A 23,868-nucleotide genomic window follows, 5' to 3' on the forward strand; every position below is an offset into this window, starting at 1 on the left:
CTGGCTGGGCTGGGGGGCTGTGTCTCGAACTCAGCGCGGGCCGCTGCGGGCCGCAGGCGCGGCGGCTTCGGCTTCGCAGCGCGTGACGGCGGCTTTGGCGTCGGCTTCTTCCTCGTCCGGATAGGCGCGGCGGCGTTCGGCGAGGGTCAGGCAGGGTTTGGCGACGGCACGCACGCGATCGATGAAGCCTTGTTCGGTCACCGGCCAGACCCTCACGCGGGTGCCTTCCCAGGTCAGGACGTGGCCGCCATCGGGGCTCCAGTCTGCTCCCGACGTATTGATCCATCCTCTAAATCCCGCTGCTTCCGCAGCACTCCGCAGGATTCCCGATGCCCGGCCTGTGCGGTCCCACAGCCGCGCCGTGTTGTCCCGGGATGCCGTCAGCACCGTCTGCCCGTCCGGGCTGAATGCCGCATGCACCACCGGCCCCGTGTGTCCGCGCAACTCGGCCAGCACCTGGCCGCTGCGGTCCCACAGCCGCGCCGTGTTGTCCTCGGACGCCGTCAGCACCGTCCGCCCGTCCGGGCTGAACGCCGCATGCAGCACCGGCTCCGCGTGCCCGCGCAGCTCGGCCAGCACCTGGCCGCTGCGGTCCCACAGCCGCGCCGTGTTGTCCGCGGACCCCGTCAGCACCGTCCGCCCGTCCGGGCTGAACGCCGCATGCACCACCCGCTCGGTGTGCCCACGCAACTCGGCCAGCACCTGGCCGCTGCGGTCCCACAGCCGCGCCGTGTTGTCCGCGGACGCCGTCAGCACCGTCTGCCCGTCCGGGCTGAACGCCGCATGCACCACCGGCCCGGTGTGTCCGCGCAGCTCGGCCAGCACCTGGCCGCTGCGGTCCCACAGCCGCGCCGTGTTGTCCGCGGACGCCGTCAGCACCGTCCGCCCGTCCGGGCTGAACGCCGCATGCACCACCCGCTCGGTGTGCCCACGCAACTCGGCCAGCACCTGGCCGCTGCGGTCCCACAGCCGCGCCGTGTTGTCCGCGGACGCCGTCAGCACCGTCTGCCCGTCCGGGCTGAACGCCGCATGCACCACCGGCCCGGTGTGTCCGCGCAGCTCGGCCAGCACCTGGCCGCTGCGGTCCCACAGCCGCGCCGTGTTGTCCGCGGACGCCGTCAGCACCGTCTGCCCGTCCGGGCTGAACGCCGCATGCACCACCCGCCCGGTATGTCCGCGCAGCTCGGCCAGCACCTGGCCGCTGCGGTCCCACAGCCGCGCCGTCTTGTCCCAGGACGCCGTCAGCACCGTCTGCCCGTCCGGGCTGAACGCCACATGCACCACCGGCCCGGTGTGTCCGCGCAGCTCGGCCAGCACCTGGCCGCTGCGGTCCCACAGCCGCGCCGTCTTGTCCCAGGACGCCGTCAGCACCGTCTGCCCGTCCGGGCTGAATGCCGCATGCCACACAGGATCGGTATGTCCGCGCAGCTCGGCCAGCACCTGGCCGCTGCGGTCCCACAGCCGCGCCGTGTTGTCCGCGGACGCCGTCAGCACCGTCTGCCCGTCCGGGCTGAATGCCGCATGCCACACAGGATCGGTGTGCCCGCTGAGCACCACCTTGGCCAGGTTGCGATCCATCACATCGAAGCGGACCAGCCGCGCCGGCGCGGCGAGCCGCCCTGCTTTCAGCACGTCCTGCAAAACCAACGCCGCAGCCGTGGGGTCGTCGTCTATGTAAGCACGTGCCAAGAACGCGGTGGCCGTGTCGCGTCCAACGGCCACGGCCGTCTTATTCTGGTCCGCGTCCCAGTAATACCACGCGGCGCCCGCCGCCATCGCCACGGCTAGCACCGAGACGATCATGGTCCAGAACCGCTGCCGTTGCGCCCGCCGCGCCGCCGCCTCGGCCTGCCCCTGCGCCTTCAGCGCCTCGTCCCGCGCCTGCCGCAAGGCCGCGCTCTCGCGCTGCACCTGCTCTGCTTCCCGCCGCTCGGCCTCCTGCGCCGCCAGCAGTTGCCGCGACTGCGCGATCAGCTCGTGCTCGGGCTCGGTCAGCAGTTCCGGATGCCGGCCGGCCTGGGCCTCGGCCTCGCGCAGGGCGGCCTCCGACAGGGCGCTGGCATCCAGGCGCTGCGAGCGCTCCCAGCGGTCGACGTAGGCGCCGAACTCGCGCCGCCACAGCAGGAAGCCGGCATCGAAGGGGGCCGCGAAGGCCTCGCCGCACAAGGCCGGCTGGTCCAGCGCCAGGCCCACCATCAGCGCGCCCTGCCGCGGCGGCGCGCCGCCGGGCAGGCCGGTGCCCGAGCCGCTGGCGCGCCACAGGTCCAGCAGCCGCGCGGCCACCAGCCGGTCGCGCAGCGCCACCGGGTCCAGCCCCGGCGGCCAGGCGCCCAGCGTGGCCAGCTGCTCCCATGGCAGCGCCTGCCCGGCCAGCTGCATGGCCGGCCCCAGCGTGGAGAGCGTGCGCACCAGCGCCTCGGTGGCCCGTGCCTCGGCCGGCGTGCAGCCGGCATGCCAGCGCGCCCAGGCCGCCTGCACGGCGGCCGGAATGCCGCCCGGCCCCTGCACGGCCTGCGCCGTCAGCCAGCCGCGGCGTCGGCTGTGCCACAGCGCCGGCAGCACGCGCGCGAGCTGGGCCACGGCCGAGGGCGCCGCGCCCCACTGCGCCTGCAGCACCGGCACCACGCCGGGCTCGACCACGTGGCCCAGGCGCGCCGGCGGCCGTTCGATGGCGGTGGCGAGGTCGTCGTCGCCGAGCGGCGGCAAATGGATGCGCAGCAGCGTGCGGCCCTGGGTGCCGAGCGCCCAGCGCTCCGGCGGCTCGGCCAGCAGGCTCTGCGCGAACGCATCGCGCACGACCAGGATGGCGCGGTCCAGCGGCCCCAGGCGGTCCAGCAGTTGGCCGACGCGGTCGATGCGTTCGGCCACGGCCGCCGCATCGCCGCCCTCGGCAAAGCTGTCGATGTGGTCGAGCACCCACCAGGCCGCCTGGTCCGGCGCGGGCTGGGGCCAGTCGCCCTCCAGCGCGGCCAGGTCGAGCCGGTGCACGCGGCGTCCGGGCGATGGAGCCAGGGCGGCCAGCGCCGGCAGCAGGCCCGCCTGCACGAACGAGGTCTTGCCGATGCCGGCCGCACCGGCCAGCAGCGTGACGCGGCTGGCCGCCACCAGCGGCGCCCACTGCGCCACCTGCGCCTGGCGGCCGAAGAACAGGTCCTGCTCGCTGCTGCTGAACGGGCGCATGCCCGGGTAGGGATCGGCCTGGCGCACGTCGTCGGCCGCGCGCGGGCCGGCCGTATCGGACGGCACGGGCGCCGGCCGCCACAGCGCGGCGATGCGCGCCGGCCACGCGGCGGGATCGCCGTCCAGGGTGGCGACGTGCACCTGCACCAGCTCGGGCGGCAGTTCGGCCGCATCTGCCGCGCCGCCTTCCGCGCCGACGCGCAGCGGCAGGACGCGCAGGCCGCGCTGCAACGCCAGGGTCAGCTCGGCGCGCTGCCATGCGCTGAGCCCCGGCGGCGCCAGCAGCAGCACCAGCCCCTGGCTGGCCTCCAGCAAACGCTGGCTGGCCTCCACGATGTCCACGCCGGGCAGCAGGTTGGCGTCCAGCGCCCCGACGCGCAGGCCCAGCGCCCGCAGGCCCTGGCGCAGGGCACCGCGCCGCTCCAGCGCCAGGCAGCGGTCGTCCAGCAGGAAGTCGTAGTCGGCATGGCTGCGCGTGGGATCGGCCAGCGGGACCACCGGCACCACCGGCGCCGCCGCAGGCGCATCCTGCAGCGCCTTCAGCTTGCCCGGGCGCGACGCCATCCAGACCAGCGCATCGGCCAGCCGCCGGAAGTTCTGCAGCACGGCCTGTCCGCCGGCGGTGGTGGCTTTCTCGCCGACCAAGCGCTCGATGACGGCGAACTCCGGGTCGTAGGGCAGTGCCAGCGCCGTGTAGTCCAGGCCGTGCTGGTACAGCGCGGCCGGCAGGTAGGTGGCGCGCGGAAACTTCTCTTCGAAGGTGCGCAGGAACTCGCCGCGGCGCGCGTTCTGGCCTTCCAGCCGCGCCGGGATCACGAGGAGCTGCAGCTCCCGCCCGCGCCGCAGCGCCAGCGTGGCCTCGGAGCGGAAGTCGCGCGCCACGCGCAGCGTGCCCTCGATGTTCTGGTCGTTCGCCGCGCACAGCATGATGGCGGCGTCGGCCAGTTGGTAGGCGCAGACGCCGCCCATCTCGGTGATGCCGGTGCGGCTGTCCACCAGCACCACGTCGTAGCCGCGGCCGCCGGACGGGCTGGTGAGTTCGGCGCGCAGCCAGTCGAAGAAGCGCTCGCCGTTCCAGTGGTGGAAGAAGTCGTGCCAGTCGAAGCTGCGCACGGCCTGGGCGTAGGCGGCGAAGCGCGCCTGCGGCTCGCGGCGCCCGGCGCTCATCAGGTCCACCCGCCCGGCGCCGGTCACGCTGGGAGCGGCATCCTGCACGTACTGCCACCACTGGCGGAAGGCGCGCGCCTCGAAATCCTCCTCGTTGGTCAGGGCGCGCCGGTAGTCGAGCAGCAGGTCGACCAGGCCGGGCTTCTCGCGGGCGCCGGCGGCATCCTTCTCCTCGAAGAAGTAGCGCTCCAGGCCCGGCGCCTCCAGGTCGAAGTCGATCACCAGCACGCGCAGCCCGCGCTCGGCCAGCAGGTAGGCGGCCGAGGCCAGGGCCATGGAGCGGCCGACACCGCCCTTGAACGAATAGAAGGTGTAGATCATGCGGCGCCGCCCGTCGGGGCGTACAGCTCGTCATGCCGTGTCGTGAAGCGCGGGTTGACCTCGGCCCCGCCCAGCACGGACACCAGTTCGGGCAGCACCATCTGCAGCCAGCGCCGCAGGCGCTCGGGGTTGGAGACGGTCAGCTCGCAGCGCGGGTCGTGCTCCTGGCCGAAGCGCCGCAGCAGCGCACCCACGTCCAGGCAGGAGCGCTCGGCCAGCATCGCGCGCAGGGGCTCGCTCGGCGGGTCGAGCGGCTGGGACGACACCACGGCCACGTTGTCGCTCTTGAGCAGCAGGCCGGCCTGCTCGCGCAGCAGGGGATGCAGCAGGCTCAGCTCGTCCACCAGCACCAGGCAACCCCGGTCGCGGACTTGCCGCAGCAGCTTCTGCGCCCCGTGGGCGGGCTGCAGCACGTCGTCGCTGCGGTAGACGTGCAGCACCAGGCGGATGCCATCGTGGCGGATGAACACGCGGTCGCGCTTGCTGCGCTCGGTGTTGATGCGCTCCAGCGCGGACCGCAGCAAGGCCATGGCACCCGGCTGGCCCGGGCCGAAGGGGTGCCAGTCCTCCCGCTGCGGGCCGTAGATCCCCGCCGGCCAGCCGCCGCCGGCGGCCAGCGCCTGCTGGGCCGCCAGCCGCCGGCCCAGTTCCTGCCGCAGCGGGTCCGGCCCGCCGTCCGCCGCCGCCGCGGTGCCGTCGGCCAGCGACCGGGCCTCTGCCTGCGTCATCGCCAGCACGACAACCGGCACCGCCACCGGCCGGGCATCCGCCAGCCCCGTGGCCAGCGCGCCGACGTGCGGCCGCAGGCCGCGGCACAGCTCGTCGAACGCCAGCCCCAGCGTGTCGTCGACGCGCACCACGGCGTCCGCCTGCCAGTCGGCCGGCAGGGGATCGCTGCCGACGTCCTCCGCCAGCAGCAGCCCCGCGCCGCCGCGGCGCAGGCGCTGGGCCGCCAGCGCGGCGGGCATCAAGGCGCCCAGGTCGCGGTAGATGGGCAGCGCGCGCCGGTCCATCCGCCAGACGACGGCGCGGCAGCCGGCACAGGCTTCCTCGAGCCGCGCCAGGTAGTGCGGCGGCTCCGGATCGACCACGATCAGCCGCAGGCGCGGGTCGGCCTGCACCTGCCGCGCCAGCTCGGCATCGGCCGGTTGCTGCGAGGACAGCGCGTCGACCACGATGCCGACGGGGGTCATCATCTCCCTGGGATGGCGGTCGTCCGACGTCATCAGCGGATCGGCCTGGGGCGCGGGCACCTTCAGCACGGCGGCCAGCACCAGCTTCTCCAGGTCTTCCGTGGTGCTGAACTGCCCGGCGACGACACCCTCGGAGTTGCCCAGGCGCTTGCGGAAATCGGCGATGCGGCTGCCGGCGCCGTTCTCGCCGCTGTCCACGTCGGTGAACGGGACGGGAATGGCGCTGCGGTCCTTGACGAACACGAAGCGGTACGGGAGCTTGGCAGCGGCCTGGAACTCGAGCTCGGTGATCGACAGGCCGTCGGGATTGGGCATCGGGCTCGCCGGGCAGTAGCCGTAGCGGTCGCCCACGATGCCGACGTAGATGCGGCAGGCACGCACGTCGCGGACGCAGGTGCTGACCAGGTCCGTCTCGCTGGCGCCATAGCTTTGCTTGACGCCAAAGCCCTGGTCCGTGAGCACCTTCAGCACGGCTGCGCGTTCCGCCTTCAGATCCTCGAGGGTCGACGACAAATAGACATCCGGCACGGCCCACCTCCTCGCCGCATCGTATACAAGCGAGGATCGTGCAACAAGCAGGCGAAACGTCTACAACCCGCTGCGAATCATCCAATTGATGGACGCGCCTGCGGCCAGGACCTGCAACGAATTGACGCGCGACAAGCATCCTGCCCGGCATGCGCCGCAGAATGAACGGCAACCTCCCGCCGCCACGCCCATGCCCAGCGCCTTCAACTTCTCCGCCTCGCCGTTCGACTGCCTGACGCCCGACGAGCAGGCGCTGGTGCGCGAGCGCATCGACATCGCCTACTTCCGCGCCGGCGAGACCGTGCTGGCGCACGGTGCGGCGCCCGAGCACCTGTTCGTGATCATCAAGGGCTTCGTGCAGCAGTACGAGCACGGCGACGCCGCCCAGGCCGTGGCCAGCTACGGGCCGGACGACAGCTTCGACGGCCGCAGCCTGGTGGCCGGGCGGGTGAACGGGCGCTTCGTCGCGGCCGAGGAGGTGCTGTGCTACCAGCTCGCGCGCGACGCGGTGCGCGAGCTGATCGCCCGCAACGCCACCTTCGGCGCGCTGCTGTTCGCGGACCTGTCGAACAAGCTGGGCGCCATCGCCGAGCGCCAGGGCCGGCACGAGCTGCAGTCGCTGACGCTGGCGCGGGTGGACCAGGCCTACGTGCGCGCCCCGGTGTTCATGGATGCGGACGACGACGTGCTCTCGGCCGTGCGCTTGTTCCGCGAGAAGCGCACCACCAGCGTGCTGGTGCGCGACGGCGCGGGCCCGGCGCCGCGCACCGGCATCTTCACCTCCAACGCGCTGCAGCGCGCGGTGCTCGACGGCCGGCCGCTGGATCGCCTGCCGCTGCGCGAGTTCTCCAGCTTCGAGCTGATCGGCGTGCGCGCCAGCGACCCGGTGGGCGACGCGCTGACGGTGATGGTGCGCCACAAGATCCACCGCGCCGTCGTGCTGGACCCGCACGACGGCCAGCGCATCGTCGGCGTGCTGGAGGCGCTGGACCTGTTCAGCTTCCTGTCCAACCACTCCTACCTGATCAGCCGCGACATCGCCGAGGCCGGGGACCTGGACGCGCTGGCGCGCGCGGCCGGGCACGTGACGCGGCTGGTGGTGCTGCTGGCGCGCGGCGGCACGCGCGTGGGCCAGATCGCCAGCCTGGTGCAGGCGCTGAACGCGCGGCTGTTCGAGCGCGCCTGGCAGTTGATCGCGCCGGCCGAGCTGGTGGCCAACAGCTGCCTGTTCGTGATGGGCAGCGAGGGCCGGGGCGAGCAACTGCTGCGCACCGACCAGGACAACGGCCTGATCCTGCGCGACGGCTATGCGCCGCCGCCGGACCTGGAGGCGCTGTGCGCGCGCTTCTCGGAGGCACTCGGCCGCTTCGGCTACCCGCCCTGCGCCGGCGGCGTGATGCTGTCCAACCCGGCCTGGCGCGGCAGCCAGTCCGCGTTCGCCGAGCGCGCGCGCGGCTGGCTGCTGCAGCCCAGCGGCGAGCACCTGATGGCGCTGGCGATCTTCCTGGACGCGCACCCGGTGTGCGGCGACGCCACACTGCTGGGCGCCGTGCGCGCGCGGCTGTTCGCGCTGGCCACCGACAACGACGGCATGCTGGCCCGCTTCGCGGCGGCGATCGACCAGTTCGCGGCCGAGGACCCGCACTGGTGGAGCCGGCTGCTGGCGCGCGACAGCGCCGGGCGCGAGGGCCTGGACGTGAAGAAGCAGGGCATCTTCCCGCTGGTGCACGGCGTGCGCAGCCTGGCGCTGCGGGCGCGGCTGGAGGAGACCTCCACGGCCGCGCGGCTGGAAGCCCTGGTGGCCGCCGGCCAGATCGACCCCGCCCTGGCCGCCGAGGTGGTGGACAGCCTGCACTTCTTCATGGGCCTGAAGCTCCAGGCCGGCCTGCACGAGATGGACACCGGCCACCCCGTCAGCGGCCGGATCGACCTGCGGCGGCTGTCCAGCCTGGAGCGCGACCTGCTGAAGGACACGCTGGAGGTCGTCAAGCGCTTCCGCCGCACGCTGCGCTCGCGCTTCCACCTGGACCAGATGTGATGCCCGCGCCCGCTGCCACCGCCGCGCCGATGCCCACCACCGGCTGGGCCGCCCAGGCCCGGCGCTGGTGGGGCCTGCGCCGGCTCAAGGACCCGGCCTTCGCCTTCCTGTGGGATCCACCGCCGCCGGACGAATGGGTGTCGCTGGACTGCGAGACCACCGGCCTGGACCGGCAGGCCGACGAGATCGTCGCGATCGGCGCCGTGCGCATCCGCGGCAACCGCGTGCTGACCAGCGAGCGGCTGGAGCTGGTGGTGCGCCCGAGCCGCCAGCGCGTGTCGGCCGAGGCCGTGCGCGTGCACCAGCTGCGCGAGCAGGACGTGGCCCAGGGCCTGCCCGCCGACGACGCCGTGCGCCAGCTGCTGCGCTTCGTCGGCAGCCGGCCGCTGGTCGGCTACTACCTGGAGTTCGACGTGGCCATGGTCGAGCGCGTGATGCTGCCGCTGCTGGGCTGCGGGCTGCCGCAGCCGAAGATCGAGGTCTCCGGCCTCTACTACGACCACGTGAACCGCCTGCGCGAGGCGCATGCGCGGCACGGCTACACCGACCTGCGCTTCGCCACCATGATGGCCGACCTGGACCTGCCGCAGCGCCACGCGCACGACGCCCTGTCCGACGCGATCATGGCGGCGCTGGCCTTCGTCAAGCTCAAGGCGCTCGCCCCATGAGGCGGCGCCCGCGGATCGGCCTGGCCCTGGGCAGCGGCTCGGCGCGCGGCTGGTCGCACATCGGCGTGATCCGCGCCCTGGTGCGCGCCGGCTTCGCGCCCGACATCGTCTGCGGCAGCTCCATCGGCGCGCTGGTCGGCGCGGTGCACGCGGCCGGCCGGCTCGACTGGCTGGAGGACTGGACGCGCCGGCTGAACTGGCAGGGCGTGCTGTCGCTGCTGGACCTGCGCATGGGCGGCGGCCTGATCGAGGGCAACCGCCTGGTCGAGTTCTTCAGCCGCCATTTCGAGGACCGGGGCATCGCCCAGCTGCCACTGGCCTTCGGCTGCGTGGCGACCGAGCTGGCCAGCGGCCGCGAGGTCTGGCTGCGCGACGGGCCGGTGATCGACGCGGTGCGCGCCTCCATCGCGCTGCCGGGCCTGTTCACGCCGGCGCTGCGCGAGGGGCGGCTGCTGGTCGACGGCGGACTGGTGAACCCGGTGCCGGTGTCGCTGTGCCGCGCGATGGGCGCCGACGTGGTCGTGGCCGTGGACCTGAACTGGGACCTGGTCGGCCGGCGCGCCCGCGCCAGCGACGACACCGCCGTCGCCACCGCCAACCTGGCGCCGCCCGGCCCGCTGGCCGCGCTGCTGGAGCGGCTCAAGCCGGCGCCGCGCGCCGCCAGCCCGGCCAACGGCGGCGGCGCCGATGCCGTGCCGCCGCCCATGCCCTCGCTGATGGACGTGCTGACCACCAGCCTGAACATCATGCAGGTGCGCATCACCCAGAGCCGGCTGGCCGGCGAGCCAGCCGACGTGCTGATCCGGCCGCGCCTGTCGGACATCGCGGCCATGGACTTCGACCGCGCCGCCCTGGCCATCGCCCAGGGCGAGAAGGCCGTCGAGCAGGCGCTGCCGCAACTGGCCGACTGGCTGGGGTGATTGCCGCGGCGCGCCGGCACCGCGGCTTACACTGCGCCGCCATCCGACCCACCCATCCACCACCAAGAGGAGCCACCCGCCATGCACGCCTTGCCCGCCCGCTACGACCACGTCGGCAGTTTCCTGCGCCCGGCCTACCTGCTGCAGGCGCGCGAGCAGAAGGCGCAGGGCACGATCAGCGCGGAGCAACTGCGCGAGGTCGAGGATCGGGCCATCGCGGAGGTCGTCAAGGCCCAGCAGGACGTGGGCCTGAAGAGCATCACCGACGGCGAGTTCCGCCGCACCTATTTCCACATCGACTTCCTGCAACAGCTGGGCGGCGTGCAGACCGACGTCCCGGTCACGGTCCGCAAGCCCGACGGCACCGAGGAGCTGGCCCCGCCCGTGATGCGCGTGACCGACAAGGTGCGCCACGCCAAGGACATCCAGCGCGCCGACTTCGCGTACCTCAAGAGCCAGGTCGCCGCCGGCTGCACGCCCAAGGTCACGATCCCCTCGCCCACCATGCTGCACTTCCGCGGCGGGCGCGCCGGCATCAGCCAGGCGGCCTACCCCGAGCTGGAGCCCGATTTCTACGACGACGTGGCGCGCGCCTACGGCGACGAGCTGCGTTCGCTGGCCGCGGCCGGCTGCACCTACGTGCAGATGGACGACACCAACCTCGCCTACCTGTGCGACGAGAAGATGCGCGAGGCCGCCCGCCAGCGCGGCGACGACCCGAACGAGCTGCCGCACCGCTACGCCCGGTTCATCAACAAGGTGGTCGCGCACAAGCCGCCGGGCATGCTGCTGGCCATGCACCTGTGCCGCGGCAACTTCAAGAGCACCCACGCCGCGGCCGGCAACTACGAGCCCGTGGCCGAGGCGCTGCTGCGCGAGATGGACCTGGACGCCTATTTCCTCGAATACGACGACGACCGCTCCGGCGACTTCCGCCCGTTGCGCTACCTGCCCAAGGGCAAGACCGTGGTGCTGGGCCTGGTGACCACCAAGTTCGGCGAGATGGAAAGCAAGGACGACCTGAAGCGCCGCATCGACGAGGCCGCCCGCTACGCCCCGCTGGAGCAGCTGGCGCTGAGCCCGCAGTGCGGCTTCTCCAGCACCGTGCACGGCAACAACATCGCCATGCAGGCGCAGTGGGACAAGCTGCGCCTGGTCGTCGAGACCGCGCGCGAGGTCTGGGGCTGACGCCGCCCTGAGGATCGGCCGGCGCCGTGGCGCACGCGCTGCTGGAGTGGCTGCCCAGCGTCTCGCAGCACCTGCTGTTCGGCGCGCTGGCCGTGCTCGTCTACGTGCTGACCAACCGCGCGCGCCGCCAGCCGCGCGCACCGACCACGGCCATCGCCTGGGTCATGGGCCTGGCGCTGCTGCCCTACCTGATGCTGCCGCTGTACCTGCTGTTCGGCCGGCGCAAGCTGCGCCCGGCCGGCCGGCCGCGGCTGCGCGGCAGCGGCCCGCCGCGCTTCAGCCACTGGGCCGCGGACCTGCTGGACGGCTTCGAGCTCGCGCCGCCCGGCGCCAACCGCACGCGCTGGCATGCCGACGGCCGCGCCGCGCGCGAGGCGCTGTGGGAAGTCATCGACGGCGCCCGCCACCGGCTGGACGTCTGCACCTTCATCATCGGCGCGGACCCGCTGGGCGACGCGGTGGTCGAGCGCCTGGCCGGGCGCGCCCGGGCCGGCGTGCGCGTGCGCGTGCTGCTGGACGGCTTCGGCGCGCTGCGGCTGCCGCGCCGGCACTTCGACCGGCTGCGCGCGGCCGGCGGCGAGGTCGCCGTGTTCCGCCCGCTGCTGAGCCTGCGCGGCCACGGCCCGCGCAACCTGCGCAACCACCGCAAGCTCGTGGTCGCCGACGACCACCGGCTGTGGACCGGCGGGCGCAACCTGGCGGCCGAGTACTTCGAGGGCGCGGACGGCCGCCCGCCCTGGACCGACCTGTCCTTCGACATCGAAGGCCCGGTCGCCAGCGCCGCGGCCTGGCAGTTCGCGCGCGACTGGAGCGCCGTGCGCCAGAGCCCGCCGCGCGCGGTGGTGCCGGCCACGCCGGTGGCCACGAGCGCGCCGGCGCAATTCCTGCCCAGCGGCCCGGACCAGGCCGAGGACACGGCCGACGCGCTGCTGATCGACGCCTGCTACCGCGCCGAGCACCGCATCCTGGCCGTCACGCCCTACTTCATCCCCGACGACGCACTGCGCGACGCGCTGCGCCGCGCGGCCCGCCGCGGCGTGGCCGTGGACATCGTGCTGCCGGCCGTCTCCAACCACCGGCTGGCCGACTTCGCGCGCAGCCGCGCGATGCGCGAGCTGGCCGAGGCCGGCGTGGCCTTCCACCTGCTGCCCGGCATGTCGCACGCCAAGGGCCTGGTGGTGGACGACACCCTGGCCCTGGCCGGCTCGATCAACCTGGACCTGCGCAGCCTGCTGCTGAACCACGAGGCCGGCGTGGTGTTCTACGGCGCGGCGGAGATCGGCTGGCTGGCGCACTGGATCGAAGGCCAGCGGGCGCTGGGACGGCCGTACCGGCCGCAGCGGCCGGGGCTGGCGCGGGACGTGGCCGAGGGGCTGCTGCTGGCGGTGGCGTTTCAGCTCTGAACGGCCAGCCGCGCGACCCGGGCGCGGCTGACAGTGAGGTCGCGCAGCCAGGCCGCGTTCGTCGGGTCCAGGCGTGGTCAGTGGGCACTCCAAGGTTGACGCCGGAACTCGAGGAAGGAAGAGGCGGTCCGGCAGGTGAACGCGCGCGGGTACGCGGTCACGACGGCCGCCGCCCGGATCGGGGGGGCGGCCTACCGCTCGTACCAATGGCTCAAGGCCGTCTCGCCGGACAACAGCGAGCAGCAGCCCGGGGAGCTGCCGCAAGCCAAGAGCGAGATGCCTCATGCCGGCGGTCCACCCGCATGGCAGCGCACGCCACGGCCCGGCAGGCGGCAGCCGCGCCCGCACGCTGCCTCCGTACGCCACCCCCAAAGTGACTTTCGACCACTGCGCACCGCCTCGCGCCTGCCTAGAGTGCATCGCATCGCCACTCCCGGCTGCACGACGTGATGCCCGCTGCGCTCGACCTCGACGGACTGCTCGCTCCCCTGCCAGGCCCCGCGCCTGGCGGGCCTGACCTCGAGCACGACCCGGACTTCCTGGCGCTGCAGGCGGCGGGCGCCGGCAAACCCGAGCGGCAGTTCGGCCAGACCGTGATCGCCGCCGCGCCGCCGGACTGGGCGGCCGTGCACCAGCATGCGCTGGCGCTGGCCACCCGCAGCCACGACCTGCGCATCGCCACCTGGCTGGCGCGCAGCGCCGCCCACGTGCAGGGCCTGGTCGGCATGGTGCAGGGCCTGCAGTTGGTGCACGGCCTGCTGGAGCATCACTGGGAGCACGTGCACCCGCTGCTGGACGCCAGCGACGGCAACGACCCCACGGCCCGCATCAGCGCGATCTGGCCGCTGTTCACCGCGGACGGCCTGGCCGACCTGCGCCGCGCGGCGCTGACGCCTGCGCGCGGCGCCGTCACCGTGCGCGACCTGGAACTGGCCTTCGGCGGCGCCAAGCCGTACGGCGGTGAAGCGGTGCCCACCGCCGAGGGCCTGGCCCCGGCGATCGCCGCCGCGCAGGCCCAGGTGCCGGCGCTGGCCGAGGCGATGCAGGCCGGCCTGCTGGCTGTGCAGGGCATGGCCGCGGCGCTGGACCGCCATCTCGGCGCCGGCCGCTCGCCCGACCTCAAGCCGTTGCTCGCGCTGCTGCGCGCCGTGGCCCTGGCCGGCCGGCAGGCGCAGGGCGCGGCCGCCGATGTGCCCGCGCTGCCTGGCGGCGCCGTGCCCGCCGCGCCGCCGGCGGCCGCCGCAGCGCCCGGCGCCATCGCCACGCGCGAGGACGCGATCCGCATGCTGCAGCGGGTCAGCGAATGGATCGAGCGCAACGAGCCGGCCAACCCTGCCCCGCTGTTCATCCAGCGTGCGCAGCGCCTGATGACCAAGAACTTCCTCGAGATCGTCCGCGACCTGATGCCCGACGGCGTGGGCCAGATCGAGAAGCTCACCGGTTCCACCAAGCAGGCCTGAACGAAGGCCCGTCCACACCCACCCGCCCACCGCGCCGCAACGACCACCAGGAGCCCGCCATGGCCACCAGCAGCCAGAAGTTCATCGCCCGCAACCGCGCCCCGCGCGTGCAGATCGAGTACGACGTCGAGCTCTACGGCGCCGAGAAGAAGGTGCAGCTGCCCTTCGTCATGGGCGTGCTGTCCGATCTGTCGGGCAAGCCGGCCGACCCGCTGCCACCGGTCAGCGAGCGCAAGTTCATGGAGATCGACGTCGACAACTTCGACGCGCGCATGGAGTCGATGAAGCCGCGCGTGAGCTTCCCCGTGCCCAACACGCTGACCGGCCAGGGCAACCTGGCGGTGGAACTGACCTTCAAGAACATGGACGACTTCTCGCCCGCCGCCATCGCGAGCAAGGTCGACGGGCTGAAGCAGTTGCTCAAGGCGCGCCAGGAGCTGGCCAACCTGCTGACCTACATGGACGGTAAGACCGGCGCCGAGGAGCTGCTGGCCCGGGTGATGGCCGACCCGGCGCTGCTGGCCGCGCTGGCCGCCGCGAAGAAGCCCGAGGCGCTCCCCGACGCCACGGCGGACGCCGCCGACAAGCCGGCCGACGCCGCCTGAGCCGCCGCAGCCTTCCGCCTCGACGACACCCCCCATCCGCCCCCGGGAGATACCCACCATGGACGCAGACACCCTCCAGACCCCAGCGCCGCTGCAGGGCATCGAGTACCAGGGCGGCGAGTTCGCCGCGCTGCTGAACCGCGAGTTCAAGCCCAAGTCCGACGACGCCAAGAACGCCGTGCAGAACGCGGTGCTGACGCTGGCGCAGCAGGCGCTGGCTTCCACCAAGCTGATCGACGGCGACGTGCTCGCCAGCATCGAGGCGATGATCGCCGAGCTGGACGAGCAGCTCACCCGGCAGGTCAACCTGATCCTGCACCACCCGGAGTTCCAGGCGCTGGAAAGCGCCTGGCGCGGGCTGCACTACCTGGTCAACAACACCGAGACCGACGAGATGCTGAAGATCAGCGTCATGAACATCTCGAAGAAGGAGCTGGGCAAGACGCTGAAGAAGTTCAAGGGCACGGCGTGGGACCAGAGCCCGCTGTTCAAGAAGGTCTACGAAGAGGAATACGGCCAGCTCGGCGGCGAGCCCTTCGGCGCGCTGGTCGGCGACTACTACTTCGACCACAGCCCGCCGGACGTGGAACTGCTGGGCGAAATGAGCAAGGTGGCCGCCGCCGCACACACGCCCTTCATCGCCGCCGCCAGCCCCAACCTGATGCAGATGGGCTCGTGGCAGGAGCTGTCGAACCCGCGTGACCTGACCAAGATCTTCACCACGCCCGAGTACGCGGCCTGGCGCTCGCTGCGCGCCTCGGAGGATTCGCGCTACATCGGCCTGGCGATGCCGCGCTTCCTGGCGCGCCTGCCCTGGGGCGCCAAGACCGCGCCGGTGGAAGAGTTCAACTTCGAGGAAGCGACCACCGGCGCCGACCACTCGGCCTACGCCTGGGCCAACTCGGCCTATGCGATGGCGGTCAACATCAACCGCTCGTTCAAGCTGTACGGCTGGTGCACGCGCATCCGCGGCGTGGAATCGGGCGGTGCGGTCGAAGGGCTGCCGACGCACACCTTCCCGACCGACGACGGCGGCGTGGCCATGAAGTGCCCGACCGAGATCGCGATCGGCGACCGGCGCGAGGCCGAGCTGGCCAAGAACGGCTTCATGCCGCTGCTGCACCGCAAGAACTCGGACTTCGGCGTCTTCATCGGCGCGCAGTCGCTGCAGAAGCCCGAGGAATACGACGACCCCGACGCCACGGCCAACGCCAACCTGTCGGCGCGCCTGCCCTACCTCTTCGCCTGCTCGCGCTTCGCGCACTACCTGAAGTGCATCGCGCGCGACAAGGTCGGCTCGTTCAAGGAACGCGCCGACATGGCCAAGTGGCTGAATAAATGGATCATGAACTACGTGGACGGCGACCCGGCCAATTCGTCGGAGGCGACCAAATCCAGGAAGCCCCTGGCCGCCGCCGAGGTCGTCGTCGAGGAGGTGCCCGGCAACCCCGGCTACTACACCTCCAAGTTCTACCTGCGGCCGCACTACCAGCTCGAAGGGCTGACGGTGTCGCTGCGGCTGGTGTCCAAGCTGCCGTCGCAGAAAGGCGCCTGAACCCGGCACCAAGAGACCCGGCGCGAGCCGTCGTGCGCGCCTGCCGTCCCTGTCCACCACACGACGTTCAACCCAACCCCTGAAGCGAGGAAATCATGGCCCATGTCGACTACTTCCTGAAAATCGACGGTGTCGAAGGCGAAAGCACCGACGACAAGCACTCCGGCGAAATCGAGCTCGAATCCTGGAGCGTGGGCGGCAGCAATGCCGGCTCGTTCAACAGCGGCGGCGGCGGCGGCAGCGGCAAGGTCGCGCTGCAGGACTTCCACTTCGTGAAGAAGACCGACAAGGCCTCGGCCAAGCTGCTGACCGCGTGCTGCACCGGCGAGCACCTGGCCACCGCCACGCTGGTGTGCCGCAAGGCCGGCGGCGAGCAGGAGGAATTCCTGACCATCATCCTTTCGCCGGTGATGGTCAGCAGCTACCAGAACGGCGGCTCGGGCGGCGCGGACATCATCCCGATGGAACAGGTATCGCTGAACTACGGGAAGATCGAGTTCAAGTACAAGCCGCAGGACGGCAAGGGCGGCCTGGGCGGCGAGGTCGTCGGCGGCTGGGACATCACGACCAACAAGAAGGTGTGACGTGACTCGCCGCCGCCTGGACTGCCTCACGGCGCGTGGAAGTCCCATCCGCCCCCGGGGGGCGCCGCCGGCGGTCCGGCCCCGCGCGCCCCGCGGCGGCCGCTGGCATGGCCGGCTCCGCGGCCCTTCGGACCGCTGCGGGCGGCCTGGGCTCCTGCGCTGCGGGTGGCGCGCCAGCGCCGTGGAGCATTGAGATGTTCCCCTCGCCAGCGGCAGGCGACGCCGCGTCCGACCTCTTCCTGCGCGTGCAGACCAAGCGCGCCGGCAAGGTCAAGGGCGAGGCCACGACCGAGGGCCACGCCGAGGAGATCCAGCTGCTGCGCTGGAACTGGGGCGTCAGCGCCAACACCGCGATCGGCTCGACCGAGCGCACGGCGCGGCGCGTGTACCGCCAGCTCGTCGTCACCAAGGGCATCGATTCGGCCTCCACCGCGCTGCTGGCCGCGCTGGCGACCAACGACGAGATCAAGGAAGCGGTGCTGACCATGCGCAAGGCCGGCGGCGAGGCGCTGGACTACTTCACGATGACGCTGAACGGCGCGCGCGTGGTGGCCGTGGACATCGACGTCGGCGACGACGGCCGGCCGCTGGAGCGGGTGTCGATCGCGTTCACCAAGGTCGGCATCGCCTACCAGCCCCAGGAGAGCGCCGGGCTGGGCTCCGGCACCTTCAGCTTCGACGACGAAGTCCTGCCCAGTTGAAAGGCCACGCCATGCCCACCGTGGACGTCCGCAACCGCCTACAGCCGGCCCTGCTGGACCGGCTGACCGACGACGCGCCCGGCGAGCGCCACGAGGCGGAAGACCGCCGCGTGATGTCCCGCGCGCAGCTGCGCCAGGCCGTGCTGCGCGACCTGGGCGCGCTGTTCAACGCCGTGCAGCCGCTGGGCGGCGCGGCGGAAGCGTACCCGCAGGTGGCGGGCAGCGTGCTGAACTTCGGGTTGCCGGCGTTGTCGGGCCAACTCGCGTCCCGGCTCGACGCCGGCGTGCTGGAGCGCGCCATCCGCCAGGCCATCCTGCGTTACGAGCCGCGCATCCTCGCCGAAGGCCTGCAGGTGCGCGCAGTCGAGCCCAGCAGCGTGCTGGACACGCACAACGTGATCGAGTTCGAGATCCGCGGCCGCCTGTGGTCGCAGCCGGTGCCGCTGGAGATCCTGCTGCGCACGCAGATGGACCTGGAGGCGGGGCAGGTGGAGGTGCGGGATGCGGCGGGCAGCGGCCGCGCCCGGACCTGAGCGGCAATACGCGGTCACAAGCGGCTATCACGGCATGGACCCCCACCTCCTGCGCCTCTACAGCGACGAGCTGACCCACCTGCGCGAGATGGGCGGCGAGTTCGCGCACGCCTTTCCCAAGATCGCGGCGCGGCTGGGTATGGAGGGCGTGGAGGTCGCCGACCCGTACGTCGAGCGGCTGCTGGAGGGCTTCGCCTTCATGGCGGCGCACGTGCAGCTCAAGATCGAGGCCGAGCAGCCGCGCCTGATCGCGCAGCTGCTGGAGGCGAGCTACCCCAACTTCCTGGCGCCGGTGCCGTCGATGATGGTGGCGCGCTTCGACGTCGACGTGCTGGACCCGAACCTCGCGCGCGGCCACGTGGTGCCGCGCGGCAGCGCCATCACGGCCGAGCTGGCGCGCGGGCAGGACACGCATTGCGAGTTCCGCACCGCGCACGCCGCCACGCTGTGGCCGGTGGAGCTGGTGGCGGTGCAGTACTTCACCCACGCGCCCGACCTGCCGCTGGCCCGCCTGCCGCAGGCCCAGGGCACGCAGGGCGGGCTGCGCATCGAGCTGCGCACCGGCGGGGGCCTGGGCTTCGACCAACTGGGCATGGACCGGCTGGCCTTCTACCTGAGTGCGCCCGACGAGGTGGCGCTGCGCCTGCACGAGCTGCTGCACGGCGCCGCCACCGGCACGCTGGTTGCCACCGGCGAGAGCGGCGCGGGCAACGCACTACCGGCCTGGCGCGGGCCGGACAGCCTGCGGCCGCTGGGCTTCGCCGCCGACGAGGCACTGCTGCCGGAGTCGCTGCGCGCGTTTTCCGGCTACCGGCTGCTGCAGGAGGCGGCTGCCATGCCGCAGCGGCTGCTGTTCTTCGAGATCGGCGAGCTGGCGGCGCGGCTGGCGCACGTGCGCGGCGACGAGGTGGAGCTGGTGGTGCTGCTGCGCCGTGGTGACGCGCCGCTGGAAGCGCTGGTCGATCGCGCCAGCCTGGCGCTGCACTGCACGCCGGCGATCAACCTGTTCAAAAAGCGGCTGGACCGCATCCAGCTCGGCCCCGGCGCCTGGGAATACCACGTGGTGCCGGACCGCACGCGGCCGATGGACTTCGAGGTGCACAGCCTGGAATCGGTCACCGGCCACGGCACCGGCGCCGTGGCGCAGCAGCAGTTCCTGCCGCTGTACGCCACGCCGCAGGCGGCCGGCGGCGGCGATGGCCATGGCGATGGGCCCGCGGCACACGGCTACTACACGCTGCGGCGCGAGCCGCGGGTGCGCTCGCAGCGGCAGATGCAGCAGGGCACGCGCTCGTCGTACATCGGCGAGGAGGTGTACCTGGCGCTGGTCGACCCGCGCCATGCGCCGTACCGCGAGGACATCCGCCAGCTCTCGGTGGCGGCCTGGGTCAGCAACCGCGACCTGCCGACGCTGCTGCCGCAGGGCGCCGGCCCGGACCGCCCGCCGCTGTGGCGGTTGGACGCGGCCGGCCCGGTGCGGCGCGTGGACGCGCTGCGCGGGCCGACGCGGCCGGTGTCGCGCCGGCCGGTCGGTGAGCTGGGCTGGCAGCTGGTCAGCCACCTGGGGCTGAACCACCTGTCGCTGGTCGGCGCGGCGCCGGCCGACGCGGCCGCCGCGCTGCGCACCATGCTGCGGCTGTACGCGCCGCCGGACGACGCGGCCTGGGCGCGCCAGGTGGCCGGCGTGCAGGCGCTGCAGGTTCGGCCCATCGTGCGGCGGCTGCCGTTCAAGGGGCCGATGAGCTTCGGCAGCGGCATCGAGATCGTGCTGGAGCTGGACGAACTGGCCTTCCAGGGCAGCAGTGCCTTCCTGTTCGCCAGCGTGCTGGAGCGCTTCTTCGCGCGGCACGCGGCCATCAATGCCTTCACGCAGCTGGTGCTGCGCACGCCGCAGCGCGGCGAGGTGATGCGCTGGCCGCCGCGCATCGGGCTGCGGGAGCGGGTGTGAGCGCCGCCGGGCCGCCCCAAGGTGCTCAGCACCGCAGCGCGCAGCGCGGAGATACCCCAGCGAACACGCAGCGCGACGCCGCGCGCGAGGCGCTGTTCGCATCGCTGCGCGACGCGCCCTGGGCGCACGATTTCTTCGCGCTGCTGCGCCGGCTGGAAGCGCTGCACCCCGAGGCCCCGCGCATCGGCCGCGCGCTGCGCCCGTCGCAGGAGCCGATCCGCCTGGGGCAGGAACCCGAACTGGACTTCGCGCCCGCCCCGTTGGCCAGCTTCGCGCACGAGAAGCACATGCCGGCGCCGCGGCTGGGCGTGCGCTTCTTCGGCCTGCTGGGCCCGCAGGGCCCGATGCCGCTGCACCTGACCGAGTACGTGCGCGAACGCCTGCGTTGGCGCAACGACCCGACGGCGGCGCGCTTCCTGGACATGTTCCACCACCGCATGCTGGCGCTGTTCTACCGTGCCTGGGCCGATGCCCAACCCACCGTGCAGCATGACCGGCCCGGGCACGACCGCTTCGCCGCCTGGCTGGGCGCCGGCTTCGGGCAGGCTGCTGCGGCGCCGCTGCAGGGCGCGCTGCCGCGCCAGGCCCAGCTGTTCCAGGCCGGGCTGCTGGGCGCGCGCAGCCGCCACCCCGAGGGCCTGGCCAAGCTGCTGGCCCAGTACTTCCGCGTGCCGGTGCGCATCGAGGAGCACGTCGCGCACCGGCTGACGATCGCGCCGGAGGACTGCAGCCGCCTGGGCCATGCGCGCAACCGGCCCGAGCGCGTGGCCCGCCCCGCCGCGCAGCTGGGCCGCAGCGCCAACGCCGGCCACGCCGTGCCCGACCGGCAGTTCAGGTTCCGCGTGGTGCTGGGCCCGTTGACGCTGGCGCAGTACCACGACTTCCTGCCCGCCGGCCGCGCCTGGCCGCCGCTGCGCGACTGGGTGCGCCAGTACGCCGGGCTGGACCTGCGCTGGGACGTGCAGCTGGTGCTGGCGCGGGCCGAGCTGCCCGCGCCGCGCCTGGGCCGGCAGCTCGCACTGGGCGTGGCCTGCTGGCTGGGCCGCCGGCGTGCGCCGCGCGATCAAGGTGATCGCGGCGACCTGCACCTGCGCCCCGGCTCTTCGTTCCTGCGCCGCCATGGAGGCCACCATGCCTGAAATCTCTCGCGCCGCGCTGTTCGGCAAGCTCGACGCCACGGCCTACAAAGCCATCGAGGGCGCCACCGTGTTCTGCAAGCTGCGCGGCAACCCGGTGGTGGAGCTGCAGCACTGGCTCTACCAGATCCTGAATGGACAGGACTCGGACCTGCACCGCATCGTGCAGCACGCCGGCATCGACGCCGCGGCGCTGGCCACGGACCTGCTGGCCGCGCTGGACCGGCTGCCGCGCGGCGCCTCGTCGGTCACCGACCTGTCGAGCTGGGTCGAGAGCGCGGTGGAGCGCGGCTGGGTCTACGGCTCGCTGATGTTCGGCGACACGCGCGTGCGCACCGGCACGCTGCTGCTGGGCATGCTCAAGACCACCGGGCTGCGCGCGGTGCTGGTCTCGATCTCGCGCCAGTTCGAGCGCATCCAGGCCGACGCCCTGGCGCAGGACTTCGCGAAGATCGTCGCCGGCTCGCCCGAGGAGGGGCAGGCCGCCAGCGCCGCGACCACCGGCGGCGCTGCGCCCGGCGAAGCCAGCGGCGCCATCGCCCCGGCTGCGATGGGCAAGCAGGAGGCGCTGAAGCGCTTTGCCGTCGACCTGACCGAACGCGCGCGCAACGGCGAGATCGACCCGGTGGCGGGCCGCGACGAGGAGATCCGCCAGATCGTCGACATCCTGATGCGCCGGCGCCAGAACAACCCGATCCTGACCGGCGAGGCCGGCGTCGGCAAGACGGCGGTGGTCGAGGGCTTCGCGCTGCGGCTGGCGCGCGGCGACGTGCCGCCGCAGCTGAAGGACGTGCGCCTGCACATGCTGGACGTGGGCCTGCTGCAGGCCGGCGCCAGCATGAAGGGCGAGTTCGAAAGCCGGCTGCGCGCCGTGATCGACGAGGTGCAGGCCTCGCCGCAGCCCATCATCCTGTTCATCGACGAGGCGCACACGCTGATCGGTGCCGGCGGCCAGGCCGGCACCGGCGACGCTGCCAACCTGCTGAAGCCGGCGCTGGCGCGCGGCAAGCTGCGCACCATCGCCGCCACCACCTGGGCCGAGTACAAGAAGTACATCGAGAAGGACCCGGCGTTGACAAGGCGCTTCCAGGTCGTGCAGGTGGCCGAGCCGGACGAGGCCAAGGCCGTGCTGATGCTGCGCGGCGTGGCCGGCATCCTGGAAAAGCACCACCGCGTCGCGCTGCTGGACGAGGCCATCGAGGCGGCAGTGCGGCTGGCGCACCGCTACATCCCGGCGCGCCAGCTGCCCGACAAGGCCGTGAGCCTGCTGGACACGGCCTGCGCGCGCGTGGCCGTGAGCCAGCACGCCACGCCGCCGGCGCTGGAGGACTGCCAGCGCCGGCTGGAGGCGCTGCAGGTGGAGCAGGAGATCATCGCCCGCGAGGCCGCCATCGGCATCGACACGGCCGCGCGCAGCCGGCGCACCGCCCAGGCCATCGACGAGGAACAGACGCGCCTGGCCGTGCTGCAGCAGCGCCACGCCGAGGAGAAGGCCGTGGTCGACCGCATCCTGGAACTGCGCGCGCTGCTGCGGGCGCCGCAAGCCGAAGCGGCGCCCACGTCGGGAGCAATGCCCGTGGCCGATGGGGCAGCACCTGCGACTGACGGGGCTGCGCCCGTAGGCGAGGGCGCCGCGCCGCCGCCCGACCGCGAAGCGCTGCTGGCCGAGTTGACCCCGCTGCAGGCGCGCCTGGCCGCGCTGCAGGGCGACGCGCCGCTGATCCTGCCCACCGTGGACGAGCAGGCCGTGGCCAGCGTGGTGCAGGACTGGACCGGCGTGCCGGTGGGCCGCATGGTCAAGAACGAGGTCGAGGCCGTGCTGCGCCTGGCCGACACGCTGAACCAGCGCGTCATCGGCCAGAAGCACGCGCTGGAGATGATCGCCAGCCGCGTGCGCACCTCGCGCGCGCGGCTGGACAACCCGGGCAAGCCGGTCGGCGTGTTCCTGCTGTGCGGCACTTCGGGCGTGGGCAAGACCGAGACCGCGCTGGCGCTGGCCGAATCGCTGTACGGCGGCGAGCAGAACGTCATCACCATCAACATGAGCGAGTTCCAGGAGGCTCACACCGTCTCCACGTTGAAGGGCGCGCCGCCCGGCTACGTGGGCTACGGCGAGGGTGGCGTGCTGACCGAGGCCGTGCGCCGCCGCCCCTACAGCGTGGTGCTGCTGGACGAGGTGGAGAAGGCCCATCCCGACGTGCACGAGCTGTTCTTCCAGGTCTTCGACAAGGGCTGGATGGAAGACGGTGAGGGCCGCGGCATCGACTTCAAGAACACCATCATCCTGCTGACCAGCAACGTTGGCAGCGACCTGATCATGCGGCTGTGCCGCGACCCCGCACGTACGCCCGAGCCCGGGCAGATCGCCGCCGCGCTGCGCGAACCGCTGCTGCAGGTGTTTCCGGCCGCGCTGCTGGGCCGGCTGGTGGTCGTGCCCTACTACCCGCTGTCGGACGCGATGATGGGCGACATCGTGCGGCTGCAGCTGGGCCGCATCCAGCGGCGCGTGCAGGAGAACCACGGCATCCCCTTCGAGTACGACGACGACGTGGTGCAGCTGGTGGTCTCGCGCTGCACCGAGGCCGAATCCGGCGGCCGCGTGATCGACGCGATCCTGACGAACACCGTGCTGCCGCGCGTGTCGCACGAGTACCTGAGCCGGCTGGCGGCGGGCGACAGCCTGACGCGCATCCGGGTGGGGGTGGAGGGCGGGGATTTCTACTACGAGTTCGGGTGATGC

General features: G+C 72.9%; 16 protein-coding genes. 14 read left to right on the forward strand and 2 right to left on the reverse strand.

Translation table 11 applies throughout. The annotated features are described in order from the left end of the window. Positions 1 to 30 precede the first annotated feature (30 nt). Complete coding sequence (locus QM782_RS01145; protein ID WP_415201103.1) at positions 31 to 4,668, reverse strand: KGGVGR-motif variant AAA ATPase; 4,638 nt, start codon at positions 4,666 to 4,668, stop codon at positions 31 to 33. Further along, entirely contained in the window at positions 4,665 to 6,389 is a 1,725-nt protein-coding gene (locus tag QM782_RS01150) for a DUF4062 domain-containing protein (RefSeq protein ID WP_415201104.1), read from the reverse strand. The genes QM782_RS01145 and QM782_RS01150 overlap by 4 nt, the downstream gene beginning before the upstream one ends. Before the next feature lie 190 nt (positions 6,390 to 6,579). Between QM782_RS01150 and QM782_RS01155 the strand changes: the two genes are divergently transcribed. The 14 genes from QM782_RS01155 (at position 6,580) to tssH (ending at position 23,865) form a co-directional block, all read left to right on the forward strand. After that, on the forward strand, positions 6,580 to 8,427 hold the full coding sequence (locus QM782_RS01155; RefSeq protein ID WP_415201105.1) for a putative nucleotidyltransferase substrate binding domain-containing protein: 1,848 nt from the start codon (positions 6,580 to 6,582) through the stop codon (positions 8,425 to 8,427). Then, positions 8,427 to 9,095 (forward strand): 3'-5' exonuclease, encoded by a 669-nt coding sequence (locus tag QM782_RS01160; protein WP_415201106.1) that lies wholly within the window; start codon positions 8,427 to 8,429, stop codon positions 9,093 to 9,095. Before QM782_RS01155 ends, QM782_RS01160 begins: the two co-directional genes overlap by 1 nt. Next, entirely contained in the window at positions 9,092 to 10,015 is a 924-nt protein-coding gene (locus QM782_RS01165) for a patatin-like phospholipase family protein (RefSeq protein ID WP_415201107.1), read from the forward strand. The genes QM782_RS01160 and QM782_RS01165 overlap by 4 nt, the downstream gene beginning before the upstream one ends. An 81-nt stretch (positions 10,016 to 10,096) precedes the next feature. Next, on the forward strand, positions 10,097 to 11,203 hold the full coding sequence (locus QM782_RS01170) for a 5-methyltetrahydropteroyltriglutamate--homocysteine S-methyltransferase (RefSeq protein WP_415201108.1): 1,107 nt from the start codon (positions 10,097 to 10,099) through the stop codon (positions 11,201 to 11,203). Positions 11,204 to 11,229: 26 nt separating this feature from the next. Further along, on the forward strand, positions 11,230 to 12,606 hold the full coding sequence (locus QM782_RS01175; RefSeq protein ID WP_415201109.1) for a phospholipase D-like domain-containing protein: 1,377 nt from the start codon (positions 11,230 to 11,232) through the stop codon (positions 12,604 to 12,606). A gap of 449 nt (positions 12,607 to 13,055) precedes the next feature. Then, positions 13,056 to 14,066, forward strand: a complete 1,011-nt coding sequence (gene tssA, locus QM782_RS01180) for a type VI secretion system protein TssA (protein WP_415201110.1) — start codon at positions 13,056 to 13,058, stop codon at positions 14,064 to 14,066. Between the two features lie 59 nt (positions 14,067 to 14,125). Next, positions 14,126 to 14,671, forward strand: coding sequence for a type VI secretion system contractile sheath small subunit (gene tssB / locus QM782_RS01185; RefSeq protein WP_415201111.1), 546 nt, complete (start codon positions 14,126 to 14,128; stop codon positions 14,669 to 14,671). 58 nt (positions 14,672 to 14,729) lie between these two features. Further along, positions 14,730 to 16,226, forward strand: coding sequence for a type VI secretion system contractile sheath large subunit (gene tssC / locus QM782_RS01190; RefSeq protein WP_415201112.1), 1,497 nt, complete (start codon positions 14,730 to 14,732; stop codon positions 16,224 to 16,226). Positions 16,227 to 16,321: 95 nt separating this feature from the next. Further along, positions 16,322 to 16,810, forward strand: coding sequence for an Hcp family type VI secretion system effector (locus QM782_RS01195; RefSeq protein ID WP_415201113.1), 489 nt, complete (start codon positions 16,322 to 16,324; stop codon positions 16,808 to 16,810). A gap of 194 nt (positions 16,811 to 17,004) precedes the next feature. Then, entirely contained in the window at positions 17,005 to 17,511 is a 507-nt protein-coding gene (locus tag QM782_RS01200; RefSeq protein WP_415201114.1) for an Hcp family type VI secretion system effector, read from the forward strand. Positions 17,512 to 17,522: 11 nt separating this feature from the next. Beyond that, on the forward strand, positions 17,523 to 18,044 hold the full coding sequence (gene tssE, locus QM782_RS01205) for a type VI secretion system baseplate subunit TssE (RefSeq protein WP_415201115.1): 522 nt from the start codon (positions 17,523 to 17,525) through the stop codon (positions 18,042 to 18,044). A gap of 34 nt (positions 18,045 to 18,078) precedes the next feature. Further along, the gene (tssF, locus tag QM782_RS01210) at positions 18,079 to 19,992 is read left to right on the forward strand and encodes a type VI secretion system baseplate subunit TssF (protein ID WP_415201116.1); all 1,914 of its coding nucleotides are present in this window, start codon (positions 18,079 to 18,081) and stop codon (positions 19,990 to 19,992) included. Next, on the forward strand, positions 19,989 to 21,131 hold the full coding sequence (gene tssG / locus QM782_RS01215; protein ID WP_415201117.1) for a type VI secretion system baseplate subunit TssG: 1,143 nt from the start codon (positions 19,989 to 19,991) through the stop codon (positions 21,129 to 21,131). Before tssF ends, tssG begins: the two co-directional genes overlap by 4 nt. Then, positions 21,124 to 23,865: a type VI secretion system ATPase TssH gene (tssH, locus tag QM782_RS01220; RefSeq protein WP_415201118.1), complete on the forward strand. Its 2,742-nt coding sequence runs from the start codon at positions 21,124 to 21,126 to the stop codon at positions 23,863 to 23,865. Before tssG ends, tssH begins: the two co-directional genes overlap by 8 nt. Positions 23,866 to 23,868: the final 3 nt, after the last annotated feature.

Origin of the sequence: Pseudorhodoferax sp. (assembly GCF_047601025.1) — a bacterium.
Lineage (GTDB): Bacteria > Pseudomonadota > Gammaproteobacteria > Burkholderiales > Burkholderiaceae_C > Pseudorhodoferax.

Excerpts from the sequence above, each read along its gene's own strand:
- QM782_RS01145 (WP_415201103.1), bottom strand. The coding sequence starts at position 4,668 with ATGATCTACACCTTCTATTCGTTCAAGGGCGGTGTCGGCCGCTCCATG.
- QM782_RS01195 (WP_415201113.1), top strand. The coding sequence starts at position 16,322 with ATGGCCCATGTCGACTACTTCCTGAAAATCGACGGTGTCGAAGGCGAA.
- QM782_RS01155 (WP_415201105.1), top strand. The coding sequence starts at position 6,580 with ATGCCCAGCGCCTTCAACTTCTCCGCCTCGCCGTTCGACTGCCTGACG.
- QM782_RS01160 (WP_415201106.1), top strand. The coding sequence starts at position 8,427 with ATGCCCGCGCCCGCTGCCACCGCCGCGCCGATGCCCACCACCGGCTGG.
- QM782_RS01200 (WP_415201114.1), top strand. The coding sequence starts at position 17,005 with ATGTTCCCCTCGCCAGCGGCAGGCGACGCCGCGTCCGACCTCTTCCTG.
- tssE (WP_415201115.1), top strand. The coding sequence starts at position 17,523 with ATGCCCACCGTGGACGTCCGCAACCGCCTACAGCCGGCCCTGCTGGAC.
- tssA (WP_415201110.1), top strand. The coding sequence starts at position 13,056 with ATGCCCGCTGCGCTCGACCTCGACGGACTGCTCGCTCCCCTGCCAGGC.
- QM782_RS01165 (WP_415201107.1), top strand. The coding sequence starts at position 9,092 with ATGAGGCGGCGCCCGCGGATCGGCCTGGCCCTGGGCAGCGGCTCGGCG.
- tssH (WP_415201118.1), top strand. The coding sequence starts at position 21,124 with ATGCCTGAAATCTCTCGCGCCGCGCTGTTCGGCAAGCTCGACGCCACG.
- tssC (WP_415201112.1), top strand. The coding sequence starts at position 14,730 with ATGGACGCAGACACCCTCCAGACCCCAGCGCCGCTGCAGGGCATCGAG.
- QM782_RS01170 (WP_415201108.1), top strand. The coding sequence starts at position 10,097 with ATGCACGCCTTGCCCGCCCGCTACGACCACGTCGGCAGTTTCCTGCGC.
- tssF (WP_415201116.1), top strand. The coding sequence starts at position 18,079 with ATGGACCCCCACCTCCTGCGCCTCTACAGCGACGAGCTGACCCACCTG.
- tssB (WP_415201111.1), top strand. The coding sequence starts at position 14,126 with ATGGCCACCAGCAGCCAGAAGTTCATCGCCCGCAACCGCGCCCCGCGC.